The 15069-nt window shown below is 57.9% G+C and carries 10 protein-coding genes; 7 read left to right on the forward strand and 3 right to left on the reverse strand.

What is annotated here, in order from left to right; translation table 11 throughout:
* Positions 1-99: 99 nt before the first annotated feature.
* Complete coding sequence (locus CI807_RS10910; RefSeq protein WP_016976268.1) at positions 100-1041, reverse strand: LysR family transcriptional regulator; 942 nt, start codon at positions 1039-1041, stop codon at positions 100-102.
* Positions 1042-1497: 456 nt separating this feature from the next.
* Between CI807_RS10910 and CI807_RS10915 the strand changes: the two genes are divergently transcribed.
* From CI807_RS10915 to CI807_RS10945, 7 genes are all read left to right on the forward strand, one after another.
* Positions 1498-2460, forward strand: coding sequence for a proline dehydrogenase family protein (locus CI807_RS10915; RefSeq protein ID WP_095014680.1), 963 nt, complete (start codon positions 1498-1500; stop codon positions 2458-2460).
* Positions 2461-2470: 10 nt separating this feature from the next.
* Positions 2471-3532 carry a low specificity L-threonine aldolase gene (locus CI807_RS10920; protein ID WP_095014681.1) on the forward strand — a complete coding sequence of 354 codons (1062 nt, stop codon included), beginning with the start codon at positions 2471-2473 and terminating at the stop codon, positions 3530-3532.
* Entirely contained in the window at positions 3529-4833 is a 1305-nt protein-coding gene (locus CI807_RS10925; RefSeq protein WP_095014682.1) for a hypothetical protein, read from the forward strand. The genes CI807_RS10920 and CI807_RS10925 overlap by 4 nt, the downstream gene beginning before the upstream one ends.
* A complete protein-coding gene (locus CI807_RS10930) occupies positions 4830-6047 on the forward strand; it encodes an MFS transporter (RefSeq protein ID WP_095014683.1) in 1218 nt (405 codons plus the stop codon). Before CI807_RS10925 ends, CI807_RS10930 begins: the two co-directional genes overlap by 4 nt.
* A complete protein-coding gene (locus tag CI807_RS10935; protein WP_095014684.1) occupies positions 6047-7162 on the forward strand; it encodes an aminotransferase class V-fold PLP-dependent enzyme in 1116 nt (371 codons plus the stop codon). Before CI807_RS10930 ends, CI807_RS10935 begins: the two co-directional genes overlap by 1 nt.
* A gap of 213 nt (positions 7163-7375) precedes the next feature.
* Positions 7376-8362 carry a guanitoxin biosynthesis L-arginine gamma (S) hydroxylase gene (gene gntB, locus CI807_RS10940; protein WP_095014685.1) on the forward strand — a complete coding sequence of 329 codons (987 nt, stop codon included), beginning with the start codon at positions 7376-7378 and terminating at the stop codon, positions 8360-8362.
* A gap of 90 nt (positions 8363-8452) precedes the next feature.
* Positions 8453-9994, forward strand: coding sequence for an alkaline phosphatase (locus CI807_RS10945; RefSeq protein ID WP_095014686.1), 1542 nt, complete (start codon positions 8453-8455; stop codon positions 9992-9994).
* Between the two features lie 52 nt (positions 9995-10046).
* Here CI807_RS10945 and CI807_RS10950 read toward each other — a convergent pair whose 3' ends face one another.
* Both CI807_RS10950 and CI807_RS10955 read right to left on the reverse strand, forming a co-directional pair.
* Positions 10047-12572: a sulfite reductase flavoprotein subunit alpha gene (locus tag CI807_RS10950; RefSeq protein ID WP_095014687.1), complete on the reverse strand. Its 2526-nt coding sequence runs from the start codon at positions 12570-12572 to the stop codon at positions 10047-10049.
* Between the two features lie 136 nt (positions 12573-12708).
* Positions 12709-14994, reverse strand: a complete 2286-nt coding sequence (locus tag CI807_RS10955) for a TonB-dependent siderophore receptor (protein ID WP_095014688.1) — start codon at positions 14992-14994, stop codon at positions 12709-12711.
* Between the last annotated feature and the right edge of the window lie 75 nt (positions 14995-15069).

Consider the following 15069-nt stretch of genomic DNA (forward strand, 5'->3'; position numbering starts at 1 on the left):
TCAGCAGTGGGGGCACGGCACTGTGGCAGTGCCCGGGTGGTCGCGGTTGTACATCGGCATGCAAAGGCGGCCTTGGGGTCGCTTGGTTTCTCAAGGGGGTCATGTTCGTCTAAGCCCCCCTAAGATGCCGCCTGCTGGCGTCAGGCTTGCCGTCAACGCGTCCAGCAAGGCACTGACCTTTGGCAGCGTTTGGCGGCTTTTGACCCAGGCAAGATTGATCGGAATGCCCTCGGTTGCCAGGTGGGGCAACACTTCTACCAAGGTTCCGTCTTCCAACTGCTGATTAATCAGCCACGATGGCAATTGTGCGATACCACTGCCCGCCAATACCGCCATCAACAAGCCTTCGCCATTACCGATCACCAACCGGGCAGCCACCGGTTGGCGTTTGATGGCGCCCGGATGCTCGCCTGCGAAACTCCACGGGGTGATATTGCCATCCACCCAGCCATAGGCGATGCAGTGGTGATGCTCCAGATCCTGCTCCGTGAGCGGCGTGCCGTGCTTGGCCAAATAGCTCGGCGATGCGCAGAAGGTATGCCACTCACTGGCCAGGTAACGATGCGCCACTCTTTCGGGCCAGACATCCGCGCCGCCGATGCGCACCACCACGTCCACGCCTTCCTGGAATGGGTCGATCAACCCGTCGGAGAACGTGATATGCGGTATCAGCAGCGGGTGATCCTGCATGAACCGCAGGAGCGTCGGGAGCACTTGTGCGCGGCCGAACGCGCCTGGAAGGTCGATTCGAATCCGTCCACGCGGCTCGATATTGTCGACTTGCAGTGACAACTCTGCCTCTTCAAGGTCTGCGAGCACACCGGTGCAGGTCCGATAGAACGCGATCCCGGCATCGGTCAACGAAAGGCGTCGGGTCGTGCGTTGAAAAAGCCGCGTGCCCAATCGGCTCTCCAGCCGGGCGACACTTTTACTGATGGCGGAGCCTGTCAAATTCATTTTCTCGGCAGCGGCCTTGAAGCTGCCGGTCTCCGAGACGCAGACGAACACATCAATCCCTTTCAAGCGCTCTGAGGAAAACATACGACCCCTGTATCCATGAATTTAGTTCCACCTATCTGGTAAAAAAGATCATAAATCAGAACGTGGCACGGCGGTAAGCTAGACGCACGAATACCTGTCAGTGATTCGCTACTCGCAATGTCATAAAAATGGCCTATTGATCGACGAGGCAAGGATGCTGGTCACTTTTAAAATAAATCTGACGACGATAAGTGCTCTTTTCCGGCACTTCGTATATCGACCCTGTTATGGGCAATCGCTGCATCTCCTGTTTATGGAACGGCGTTGCTTTTAGTCTCCGAGCATTCTCATGCAGGCGGAATAGGGCAAAAAACACCCTTCAGGTTATGAGTGGCATTTCCTTGTCCTGGGCACTATTGCGCGCGTGAAATGGGTCGCCGAGTTTTTAATAAAACACCTGTGCTGTTTTATAGATGAGTTGTGGTTGCACAAACTATTGTCTGCAAGGAGGAAGAAATGCTTTCCAAGGAAGTTTATACACTGGCCTGTGCAGGGTTGAAAAAGTTGGCACTCAACCAGGCCTGTCGCGATGCGTTTGATAAAAATTCATTGTTTTTCAAATTGTTCGAACACGCTGCCCATCGTTACATTGTCGCGTCGGATGCGCAGGCATTGAGCGGTAAGCTGCAGGCGCTAGCGGCAAAAGGCTACCAACTGGGTGTTGAATATGTGGGTGAAGAAAATCATGACCCAGAGGTTGTACAAGACTTTGTCAACGAGTACCTGAGCGCCATTAAAACGTTTGCCCGCGCTGGTTTAAAACCACAGTTGGGGTTTGATTTAAGTGCGGTGGGGCTGCTTGTTTCCCAGGAAACCGCTTATCACAACGCAGCCACTATCCTGTCGGCGGCGGCGGAGCACGATATCCCCGTCATGATCAGCATGGAGCACTCTTCGGCCGTTGATAAGATTCTGGAAGTGTACGCCGAACTTGCCCCCGCCCATCACAATGTCGGTATTACCGTGCAAGCGCACTTGCATAGAACTGTCGAAGACTTGCCGCGCATCATCAGCTATGGACGTAAAGTCAGATTGGTCAAAGGGGTTTACAACGAGGTACCCGACATTGCGCTGCCTCGTGGTGAGGAACTGGATAAACGCTACCTGTCGTTACTTGATGACTTGCTGGCCGCCAACGTGGCTGTGAGTTGTGCAACGCAAGACCCCAACTTGATCAAGCGTCTTTTCGACGGTGGTTATCAATTGAGGATCGAGGAGCTGGAGATGCTCCACGGCGTACAACCGGACGTGTTGCGTAGTGCCAAAGAGGCGGGCCTGACCTGCCGGATTGCCGCAGTTTACGGCGATAGCTGGTACCTGCATTTCCTGCACCGCCTGGCGGAGTCGCCGGACAACGTCCTTGAGGCACTTGCCGACTTCTACGACCCCTCGCGTATCACGTTCGGCGCTGGTTACTAAAGGAGCAGTCATGTTTATCGATCTCAGAAGCGATACGGTCACCAAGCCAACGGAAGGCATGCGCAAGGCTATCTACCAGGCGGAAGTCGGGGATGAATGCTTCGGCGAAGACCCGAGTGTGCGGGCTCTGGAAGCGTTCTGTGCCAATTACTTTCAGAAGGAAGCGGCGCTCTTCACCACGGGTGGCACGCTGAGCAATCAGTTGGCTATCAAGTCCCTCACCCAGCCCGGTGATGAGATTTTTCTGGATGCTTCCTACCACATCAACTATTACGAGGCCGCTGCTACATCGGCGTTTTCCGGCGTCAACTTCTCATTGTCGTCCCACGAGAACGGGTTGTTTGACGTCAGTGACCTGGAAAAGCTGTATGCCTCGCGTTGCCGCTGGAACCAGAACTACGCGTTGCCACGCGTGGTGGTGGTTGAAAACACCCTCGGGTGCAAAGGCGGTGCGATCTTTCCGCTGGCACAGATGAACGAAGTCTTCGGTTATGCCAAGACTATCGACGCCTATCGTTACCTGGATGGTGCTCGCATCCTCCACGCCTCTATCGCGTCAGGCATTGATGTGACCTCCTACACGGAAAACGCCGACCTCATGTCCATGTGTCTGTCCAAGGCGCTGGGCGCACCTGTGGGCTCGATCATGGTGGGCTCCAAAGAGCTGATCCAGCGCGCCAGGAAATACCGTAAATGGTTTGGCGGCGATCTTCATCAGGCCGGCATGATGGCCGCCGCCGGGCTCTATGCGATGCACAACAATATCGAGCGCTTGGCCGAAGATCACGAGCACGCGGCCCTGCTGCACCGCCTGCTCAGCGATATCGATGAGACGCCTGCGCACTACAAGGGAACCAATATGGTGACCCTGGATGTTTCATCGCTGGGTATGACGCCGATGCAGTTCGGTACTCACCTGAGCCAACAAGGTGTCGCCGGCTTGCCTTATAACGCACGGGAAATGCGCTTTATGCCGCATATCAATATCAGTCGCGCCGACATCCTCAAGGCAGCGGGGATAATCAAAGCCACCGTGCGTGAATTGAGTTCAACGCGGGAGGCCGTCAAATGATCTACAAGAAAAATATCGTCGTGGTTGTCGATGCCTATTCGATTGGCAGTTTGATCGCGCCTGCGTTCATGTCACGTGGCTATGAATGTGTGCACGTGCGTTCGACCGCTGACGTGAACGCGTTTTATGAGACCTGGTTCCGCACCGGGGATTTCATCAACGACCTGCTTTATCGTTCGGATGCAGAGTTGCAGGAAGCACTGTCCGACTATTGCGTGCAGTTTGTCTTGGCCGGTTGTGAGTTCGGCGTGGAGTTGGCGGCCCATCTGGCTGCGCTGTTCAACGTCCCGCGCCATAACAATCCTGACCACGCAGTGCGCTGGCGCGACAAGTACCAGATGCACGAGGCGTTGTCCCGGGCGGGTGTACGATCGATCAAGCACTTCAAGTCAGATGCGTTGCCGGGCATTCTGGACTGGGTCAAGGAAAACCACATGCTGCCGGTGGTAGTGAAGCCGGTTAAAAGCGCCGGTTCCGACAATATCCACATTTGCACTGACGCCAGCCAGATTGAACACGCCTTCGACGTCATAAAGTCCAGTCGCAATATTTTTCTGGAAAGCAATGAAGAGATCCTGGTGCAGCAATACCTGGATAACTCGGACTTCAACTCGGAGTTGCTGCTCAGCAAGTCCAAAGACGTCGACATCGAATACTGCGTGAATACCGTGAGTGTCGATGGCCTGCACTACGTCAGCGAAATTATCCGTGTTTACCGTACTCGTATCGGTGCCTCGCCGGTGCATGACTACAACCAGCTGATGTGCCCGGTGGAGAATGCCGACGTCTACAGTCGACTATCGGGTTACATATTCTCTGTACTCGATGCGCTGGGCATCCGGCAAGGCGTCGGGCATAGCGAATTGATGATCGTCAATGACGAGCCGGTGTTGCTGGAGACGGCTGCGCGCATGCCGGGCGGTATCGATCTTTCGGCCTATACCCGAGCCTTGGGGCATAACCAGTTGAGCCTGTGGATCGACTCGTTGATTAACCCTCAGGCTTTTCTCGATTACCGCCAACGGCCGCGGAAAAAGCTCTACTTTCATTCCAGCTGTGTGTTTCTGATCTCGCGGCATGCGGGGCCAATCAAGCGTTCGCCGGACATCACGGCGTGGAAGACAATCCCCGGCGTGCACAGCATAAAAATCCAGGATGACGGTGTACTCAAACCGACCATTTCCCTGGAAAACAGCCCCGGTCATGTATTCATCCTCGACAGCGACCGCACGAACATTCAGCACAGTATTGAATTGCTGCGTGAGCACGAGCCAAGCGTCTACAGGGAAATGCTGACATGAAGCACGTCTCGGAGGGACTGGTAGCCCAGAGTCAAGCCAGAGTCTATGACAGAACGGTGATCCTGCTGCTGTCGGCGACCTTTATCCTGACCGTCGCCAGGGCGCTGGCGTTGCCCTATCTGGTTATTTACTTCTCCGAGGCGTTTGGTCTGGGCGTTGCGGATATCGGTCTTGCGGTCGGCGGTGCATTGATCGTCAGTTCAGTCCTGGGGGTCTATGGCGGGTTCCTGGTGGACAGGTTCTCCAACTACCGGGTCATGCTCGTCGCTGCGACGGTGTTCTCCCTCGCGTTCGCGGTGGCATTCCAGGTCACCAGCCTGGTGCCGTTCATCATCGCGATTGTGGTGGTGAACCTGGCCTATGCCGTGGTCGACATCGCAGTTAAATCCGGCATAGGTTTTCTGGTGGCACCGGACAAGCGCGGCGGGGTGTTCTCACTGAAGTACACCCTGACCAACGTCGGCTATGCCATCGGACCTTTTCTGGGTGTGATGTTTGCCAAAGTCAGTCCCGGAATGCCGTTTGCCGTGGCCGCGTTGATCGGGGCGGTCTTTGTCCTGTTGTATGGGCTGGTGGGTGGACGAATTCCTCGTCCAACGGGCAGTGCGAGTGACGGTAGCGGAACGAGCTTTGCCAACGTGCTGGTGCATTTGGTCAAGAACTATCGGTTGGTGTGTTTCACGATCGGCGGCATTCTCAGCGCCATTGTGTTCGGGCAGTTCACCGCCTACTTGTCGCAATACCTGATCGTGACGAGCGACCCACAAAATGCGTATCAGATTATCAATTACCTGGTCACCACCAACGCCTGTGTGGTGATCGGTCTTCAATACCTGATCGGCTCGCGGATCAACCAGCACAACCTGTTTCGCATGTTAATGCTGGGAATGCTGTTCTTTGTGGTAGGGCTGATGGGGTTCGCCTATGCACAGATACCGGTTATTTGGGTACTTGCGATGATCGTTTTTACCGTGGGTGAAATCATCATTATTCCGGCGGAATACCTGTTTATTGATTACATAGCACCGGAGGATATGCGCGGCGTTTACTACGGCGCACAGAACTTGTCGAACCTGGGGGCCGCCCTCGGCCCGGTATTGTGTGGGATAGCGTTATCGCTTTATGCGCCCCAGGCGATGTTCTATGTCTTGTCCATGTGTATCGTGGTGGCGAGCGGTTTCTATTTTATGGGCTCACGAAATAGGGCTGATTGATGATTCACTTTAATACTGCAGGGGCCGGTCGTGTTTCCGCTGAAACGTTGCATGTGATGCAGGTTTATTTGCAAGAGGAACATGAACTCGGTGCCTATGAAACCGAACTGTCCTACGCCGCAACCCTGGACGGCGAAGTGTATGAAAATATCGCACGGTTACTTGGCACGACTGCACGCAATATTGCACTTTTCGATGGCGCTACCAAGGCGTGGGTGACGGCGTTGAACGCGCTGCCTTGGTCCAAGGGGGCGCGTGTCGTGGTCACGCCCTATGAATACGCCGGCAACCTGATCGCATTGTCTGAGTTGCAGCGCCGCTACGGCGTGGTGGTTGACGTAATGCCGCTGCTGGCAAATGGTGACCTGGACCTGCAATGGCTGGCACAGCATATGAGCGCGCAAGTCATGCTGGTCTCGGTCGTGCATGTGCCGTCGTGCTGCGGCATCGTGAACGATGTTGAAGCGGTGGGTAATATCTTGCGTGATTACCCGTGCTTTTACTTCGTTGATGCTTGTCAATCGGCAGGCATGCTGCCCCTGGATGTGCAGGCTATCGGTGCCGATGTGTTGACCGCCGCCGGTAGGAAGTTTCTTTGCGGGCCCAGAGGCACGGGGTTTGCCTACCTGTCCGAGGATTTTATGGCGGCTGCGCAACCGCGCTTCACTGACCTGAGCAGGGCCAGCGTTGACGTGCGCGGGGTGGTGAGCCTGGGGGCTGATGATGCGCGGCGTTTTGAGTATGCCGAGCGTAACAATGCGGCAGTGGTTGGGTTGAACCAGGCGATCAAAGACCGTCTTTCCGTGGCCTACAACGTTGAGCGTGGGACCTACCGGTTTCTTTATCAACAGTTGGCCCAAACGGCGCATATCAGCGTCATCGCTCCAGGTACACAACAAGCGGGGATCATTGCCTTTACCCACGCTAATTATTCGGCAACTGAACTTGTCGATTACATGCGTGCGCAGGGCGTGAATGGCTGGCCGGGTTATGCCTCTCACACGCCTTACTACATGTTGGGGCAAGGGCATGATCGCTTTGTGCGGCTATCGATTAATAATAAAAATAGCCTTGAAGATGTGCAGGTGTTCATGGAGTTGCTGGCGAAACTGTAATATCCATATTATATAAATAACAGGGTGGTGTGGCGGCGATACTCGCCGAGCATTGTCTGTGCTTCTATCGGTTGGCCAAGACAGGTGCAAACTATTAAGTTGCTCCGGCGGTTGAGTGTGGGTGATCAAGCGCTCGTCGCGTGGCCCGTTTTTATAATGTTGCGTATCAGGTAAATTACACTGGGCGCCTCGAACTGAGGAAAAGGAATTCTGATGGGTAATATAAATAAGTTCAATCCTGCCAATGAAGTGAAGCAACGACTGCGTGCACTTTACAAAAAGGATAACTGGCACTGGATGTTGGCGGTGTTGGCCGACGTGGCCGTTATCTCACTGGCGGTGTTTTTTGCGGATCGCTACAACTACCTCTACCCACTGGCACTCCTGTTTATAGGCTCCCGGCAACGGGCCTTGGCCTCGCTGCTGCACGAAGCCGCGCACATGACGCTGACCCAAAGCAAAAAACTCAATAAAGTCATCGGCGAATATTTGCTCGGCTACCCGATCTTCCAGAATTATGAGGCTTACCGACGCTCCCATGTGCAGCTTCACCATCACAATCTCGGTGACCCCCATAAAGACCCGGACCACCGCTATTACATCGAATCGGGCCTGTATAAAGCGACCGACCGCTTCGACTTTCTGATCGGGCATTTGCTCAAGAGCCTGACACTGGCCAACACCTATCGTTACTTCCTCTACCTGGTCAAGAATCGGGCTGGGGATATCCTGGCCAACCCGTCACAAGGCTTGAAATTGCTGGCTGTTCACACGGTACTGCTGCTGGTTTTCAGCTACTTCATCGGTCCGTGGGCCTATGTAGTGTTTTGGCTGGTGCCGTATTTCACGGTGTTCCAGGTGATTGGCTGGTTATCCGAAGTCTCTGAGCATTTCGGGATGTTTGGCCTCTACCACGAAGAAGTGCAGCTCACCCGCAATCGCTTCCCCACGCTGCTTGAGCGTTCGATCATCGGGATGCATGGCGATAACTACCACCTGACCCACCACTTGTTTGCCGGTATCCCGTTCTGGAACTTGAAGAAAGCGCATCAGGTGTTGATGGACGATGAGCGTTACGCCGCTGCCAACCAAGGTTGCGGTGGGATTTTCACGGCGAAGGGCGATGCCAAATCCAGTATTGATCAAATATTCGAGGCTTATCGCAGCGGAAAGATCAGCGCTGTGGCCGTCCCTCAGTGATGCGTGGATAACGCATTATCGGCTGGGCTGTCATAGTCGCTTCATCCGGCCATGTTTAAGTTCCTCTTTTGATATTCAGAGGGCATGTGCATGAGCCACTTCGATCTCGGCCGCCGCCGCGTGATGCAAGCCGTCGGCGCCGGCCTGTTGCTGCCGGGCCTGGCCCCGGCGGTGATCGCCTCGGTCAAGGACCGGCCACAACTCACCGACGGCGTGCAGTCCGGCGACCTGCTCGGTGATCGCGCCATGATCTGGAGCCGCAGCGACCGCCCGGCCCGCATGGTGGTGGAGTGGGACACCCGCAGTGTCTTCAGCAACCCGCGCAAATTCATCTCACCCCTGGCCGACAACCGCACCGACTTTACCGCCCGTGTTGAACTCACCGGGCTGCCCGCCGACCAGGCGATCTTCTACCGTGTGCACTTCGAAGACGCCCAGACCGGCGTTGCCAGCGAACCCTGGTTCGGCCACCTGCGCAGCGTGCCGCAACAGCGCCGCGACATTCGTTTTGTGTGGAGTGGCGACACCGTCGGCCAGGGCTTCGGCATCAACCCGGACATCGGCGGCATGCGCATCTATGAAGCCATGCGCCTGCGCTTGCCGGACTTCTTTATCCACAGCGGCGACACCATCTACGCCGACGGCCCGGTGCCGGCCCAACTGACGGTCGAAGACGGGCGCATCTGGCGCAACATCACCACTGAAGCCAAGAGCAAGGTTGCCGAAACCCTGGATGAGTATCGCGGCAATTACCGCTACAACCTGATGGATGAAAACGTCCGTCGTTTCAACGCCGAAGTGCCGCAGATCTGGCAGTGGGACGACCATGAAGTGGTGAACAACTGGTCGCCAAGCAAGCAGTTGGATGAGCGTTACCAGATCAAGGACATCAACACCTTGGTCGGCCGCGCGCGCCAGGCCTGGCTGGAATATTCACCGATGCGTCGGCAGAGCGCCGACGGCGGCGGGCGGATTTATCGCAAGCTCAGTTATGGTCCGCTGCTGGATGTGTTCGTGCTGGACATGCGCAGCTATCGCGGGCCCAACGATGACAACCTGGGCGGTGAAAAACCCTTCCTCGGTCGTGAGCAATTGGACTGGCTCAAGCGTGAGCTCAAAGGTTCGCAGGCGCAGTGGAAAGTCATCGCGGCTGACATGCCGATTGGCCTGGGTGTACCCGATGGTGAAGTGAGTCCCGGCGTGCCGCGTTGGGAAGCGATTGCCAATAATGACCCGGGCGCACCGCAAGGGCGTGAGCTGGAAATTGCCGAGCTGCTGGGCTTTTTAAGGGCGCAGAAGGTGCGCAACCACGTGTGGCTGACGGCGGATGTGCATTACTGCGCGGCACACCACTATCACCCGGATCGTGCGGCGTTCCAGGATTTCGAGCCGTTCTGGGAGTTTGTAGCCGGGCCGTTGAATGCCGGGAGTTTCGGGCCTAATCCGTTGGATAAAACCTTTGGGCCTGAGGTGGTGTTCGAGAAAGCGCCGCCGGCGCAGAACACCTCGCCGTTTGCGGGTTTTCAGTTTTTTGGTGAGGTGAATATTGATGGGCAGACGGCGGAGTTGACTGTGGTTTTGCGGGACCTGGATGGCGTCTCGGTGTTCGAACAAAAGCTACAACCCGCCTAAACCCCTTTACTGTAGGAGCCGGCAAGCCGGCTCCTACAGTAAAGGGGGGAGGTCAGTAGACGTCGCGGCGATAGCGGCCTTGCTCGATCAATCGCTCTACGGCCTCGCTGCCGAGTAGGTCCACCAACGCCTGATCCACCCCTGCCGCCATTCCCTGCAGACTCCCGCACACATAAATCGCCGCGCCGTCGCTGAGCCACTTACGCAGCACTTCGGCCGATTCACGCAGGCGATCCTGCACGTAGATTTTTTCCTCCTGGTCACGGGAAAACGCCAGGTCCAGCAGCGCCAGATCCCCACTGGCCAGCCAGCCTTGCAATTCGTCCTGACAGAGGAAGTCATGCTTGATATTGCGTTCACCGAACAGCAGCCAGTTGCGCTGCTGGCCATCGGCAACGCGCGCCTTGAGCAAGCTGCGCAGGCCGGCCAGGCCGGTGCCGTTGCCCAGCAGGATCAGTGGCACGGGTACGTCTGGTAGATGGAAACCACTGTTGCGACGCAGGCGCAGGCTGATGCTGGAACCGAGGGCGGCATGTTCGGTGAGCCAGCCTGACCCCAGGCCCAGGCTGCTGTCGGGGTGGCGTTCCTGGCGCACGATCAATTCGAGTACGCCATCGCTGGCAATCGAGGCGATGGAGTATTCGCGCATGCCCAGCGGTACCAGCGCGTCCACCAGCGCCTGGGCATGCAGGCCGACCAGGTGGGCGCGATGCGTCGGCAATTGGCGAGTGGCCAAGGCTTGATTGAGGGTGTGCGCCATGCCGTCGATCAGCACGCCGTCACTGCCGGCCAGGCCCAGGCCTTCGAGGAAGTGCTCGATGGCCCAGGGGCAGTTGCGCGGCAGTACTTCCACCAGGTCGCCGGCCTGCCAGCTTTGTGGCGAAGGCGAGGTGAGGCCGAGTAAATAAACATCCGAGCCTGCGCTGTCGCGGTTGAGCAGGGAGCGTTGGCTCAGCGTCCAGTTTTCGTATTGGGCGGTCGGCCAAGCGGCCGCCGGGGCGTGGCCGGTGAGCTGGCCGAGTTGTTGTTGCCAGTGCAGCAGGGCGGCGGTGTCACCGCTGTCGACTTCCACGGGGGCAAACAGCGCGTTGCCGCCCTGATTGGTCAGCCAGAAATGCAGGCGCCGCGCGAAGCCGCAGAAGTGTTCGTACTGACGATCACCCAGGGCCAGGACCGAGTAGTTCAAACCCTTCAGGGACAGGTCTTGGCCGAGCACACTGCGCTCGAAACCGCGAGCACTGTCGGGTGCTTCACCATCGCCGAAGGTGCTGACCACGAACAGCGCATTTTCCGACTGGCGCAGGTCATCCTGGCTGACGCTGCCCAGGGACTGCACCTTCACCGGCAAACCAGCCGCCTGCAATTGGCCTGCTGTTTGCCAGGCAAGCTGCTCGGCAAAACCGCTCTGGCTGGCGAAACCGATCAGCCAAGCCGGGGCATCGCTGGCGTTGGCCGTGAGGCCTTTACGCGCGTCACGCACCTGGCGTTTTTTGCGACGACGGTCCAGGTACAACAGCCAACCGGTGATAAAAAACAGCGGCATCAGCACCGAGCTGAGCGTGAGGATGATCCTTCCTGCCAGGCCGAAGTAGCTGCCGGTGTGCAGCGCGTAGACGCTGGTCAGCAGTTGCGAGCCGAAGGTCTTGCTGGCGTAGCGGTCATGGGATTTCACCTCGCCGGTCGCCGGGTCCAGGTTGATCTGGTTCAGTGCGCGGTCATGGGGCGAATCGTCCAGCAGGTAGTAGACGGTGGCCGGTTGCCCGGCGACGGCCGGCATGCGGATGTTGTAAGCACTCAAGCCTGGGCCGGCGTTGCTGTAGATGCTGCTCCAGATCGCATCGTAATTGGCTGCGGGCGCCGGGCCTTCGGGGGCTGGGCCGCGTTTGCGCACCCGTTCATTCTGTGGGGCGTCGGACAGCAGCTTGGTCAGGCCTTGGCTGTACCAGTCGTAAGACCAATACAGCCCGGTCAGTGCCGACAGCAAATAAGCCAACAGACACCAAGTGCCGAACACCGAGTGCAGATCCCAATTGAAGGCACGGCCCTTTTTGCGCCAGTCCAAGGTCAGCCAGGCGCGCCAGCTCGCCACCTGGCGCGGCCAGCGCAGGTACAAACCGGACAGGCAGAAGAACACCAGGACCAGCGTGCACGCGCCGGTGATGTTGCGCCCGGTATCGCCCATCACCAGGAAACGGTGGAATTGCAGCAGGAAGCCAAAGACCTCCTGACCCACCACGTCGCCCATGTAGTCGCCGGTGTAAGGATCGAAATAGCGCAACTGGCCGCGGCGTTCACCGGGCGGCGGCGTGAAGAACACACGGGCGGCGTTGCCGCTCTCGCTCTCAACGAACAGCATGGCCACGATCTTGCCTTCGGTGGCTTCCAGCTTGCGCACCAGCTCGGCGGGCGGCAATACGCCAGCTTCGCGTTTTTCCACGGTCAGTACGCTGGGGTTGAGCGCCCGCAGTATTTCATCCTGAAACGAGACCGCAGCCCCGGTGATCCCCATCAAGGCCAGCACCAGCCCGGCGGTAATGCCGAAGAACCAGTGCAACTGGAATAGGGTTTTCTTCAACACGTCTGACCGCCTCGTCTATCCGGATATGTAGGGCACGGCGCGCATTATGCCGTGGCTTGTCGAGAAACATTCTGTTTGACACGCAAAAGCCCCGCGCATCCGATGCGTGGGGCTATTTGCTGCGTGGTGTGGCTGCTTAGAAGTGGAAGTTGGTGGTCAACAGCGCCGTGCGACCGGCCGCCTGGTTGGCGAAGTGCGTCGAGAAGGCTTTGTCGTAATACAGCTTGTCCGTCAGGTTTTGCACGTTCAATTGCAGGTCCACGTTCTTGGTCAGCTTGTAACTGGCCATGGCGTCGTAGCGGGTGTAGGACGGTACATAAACGGTGTTGCCCGCATCGCCATAAACCTGGTCGACGTAGAACGCGCCGCCACCGATGGTGAGCTTGGACGTGACGTCGTAGGTGGTCCACAGGCTGAAGGTGTTCTTCGGCGTGTTGGGCATTTGGTTGCCTTTGCTCGACCCCGAGCTGACCACACCGTTGCGACCGTTCAGGCCGGATTTGACCAACTCGCTGTCGAGGTAGCTGTAGCCGGCGAACACTTGCCATTGGTCGGTGATCTTGCCGCTGGCGGACAGTTCCAGGCCGTCGACTTGGGACTCACCGGCGTTCTGATAGGTCAGGGCATCGACCAGGATGCGCGTGTTTTTCTTCTCGGTACGGAACACCGCAGCGGTCAGGGATAGGCGATCGTGGAACAGGTCCCACTTGGTGCCCAGCTCGTAGTTGACGGTTTCTTCCGGCTGCAGGTCGCTGGTGGCGGCACCGGCTGACAGTGGGTTGCCGTCCGCCCCTTCACCGACCAGGCCGCCGGCTGGCGTCGCCGATGTGGCATAGGACGCATAGATGCTGGCGTTTTCGACCGGCTTCCAGACCAGGCCGGCCTGCCAGTTGAAGAATTGGCTGTCTTCCTTGATTTTGCTGCGGCCGGTTGCGGAGTCGGTGTTGGCAACGGTGTCGAAGGTGTCATAGCGCAGGCCGACGTTCAGCAACCATTTCGGGTCCAGCTCAATGGTGTCGAACACATAGGCGCCACGGCTGGTGGCCTTGGTGGCGGTGCCGTAATAGTTGCGCGCGATGCTGCCGGTCCAGGCGTCATCCGGGTTCGGGTTGCTCAGGGAGGTGCACTGACCGCCCAGGCTGCCTTTGGCCACGGTGCAGATCGGGTTGGCGTTGGGGCTGATGGTGTAGCTGCTGACTCGGGTTTCTTCACCGGTGAATTCCAGTCCGGTGGAGTAGCTGTGCTTGAAGCCCAGGGCCTGGAAGCTGCCGAACAGGTCGGTCTGGTTGGTCGTAGTGGTTGTGGTCGAGACCCGGCTGTTGGCGCGACGCCATACGGTGCCGAACCGGTTGACGTTGAACTTGCTGTCGTCCGGTTGCGTGAGGATGTAATCCTGCCCGGTGCTGCCGTGACGCAGGGTGTTTTTCAGCGTCATGTTGTCGTTCAGGTCGTGCTCGATGGAGAACGTGCTGATATCGGCGCGGGTCTTGCGGAAGTCGCGATCCTTGAGGCCGTAGAAGTTGTTGCTGTCGCCGCCGTCGTTGGGCTTGTCATGCACGTGGGCCGTCGCGGTCGACGAGCCGTAGCCGTAGGGAATCCCCGAGTCCGGCAGGTCGTTGCTTTCCAGGTGGTAGTAGCTGAGGTTGACGCGGGTCGGGGTACCCAGGCCAAACGTCAGCGACGGGGCGACACCCCAGCGGTCGTAATTCACCGCATCGCGACCGGCCACGTTCTGTTCGTGGCTCATCAGGTTCAGGCGGAACGCGGCGCTGTCGTCGAGGAACTGACGGTTCACGTCGACTACGTAGCGGCGGGTCTGATCGGAACCGTAGGTGAAGCCGCCGTTGGTGAAGTCCCGCGCTTGCGGGGTCTTGCTCACCAGGTTGAGGCTGCCACCGGCCGAACCACGACCGCCGAACGAAGAGTTCGGGCCTTTGCTGACTTCGATCGACTCGATGTCAAAGATCTCGCGGCTCTGGCCGCCCGTGTCGCGCACGCCGTCCAGGTAGGTGTCGCCCTGGGCGTCAAAACCACGGATGAACGGACGGTCGCCCTGAGGGTTACCGCCTTCACCCGCGCCGAACGTAATACCTGGCACGGTGCGCAAGGCATCCTGCAACGAGGTGGCGGCGGTGTCCTTGAGCACTTGTTGCGGCACCACGGTGACCGAGCGCGGCGTGTCGACCAGCGGCGCGGTGTATTTCTGCGACGAGGCTTTTTCGACCTGGTAGGAGGTGTTGTCCTGTTCTTCGCCAGTAATGCTGGTGGCGCCGAGGGAGATGCTGTTGCGCTGGCCTTTTTGTTCAGTGTCTTCGGCAGCCTGCGCCAGATGGGCGACAGAGCTGGCGCTGAGGGCAACGCCGATGGCCGAAGCCAGCATGCGTGGTGAACTGGCAGGTATTTTTGTAGTGGTGCGCGACATGACGTGTCCTTTCCCCAAGGATGTGAGGCCGCGGAATATAGTGTTAACAAGTATTTCTATCAATTGCGATACATT

The organism is Pseudomonas sp. NS1(2017), assembly GCF_002269425.1.
Taxonomy (GTDB): Bacteria; Pseudomonadota; Gammaproteobacteria; order Pseudomonadales; family Pseudomonadaceae; genus Aquipseudomonas; species Aquipseudomonas reactans.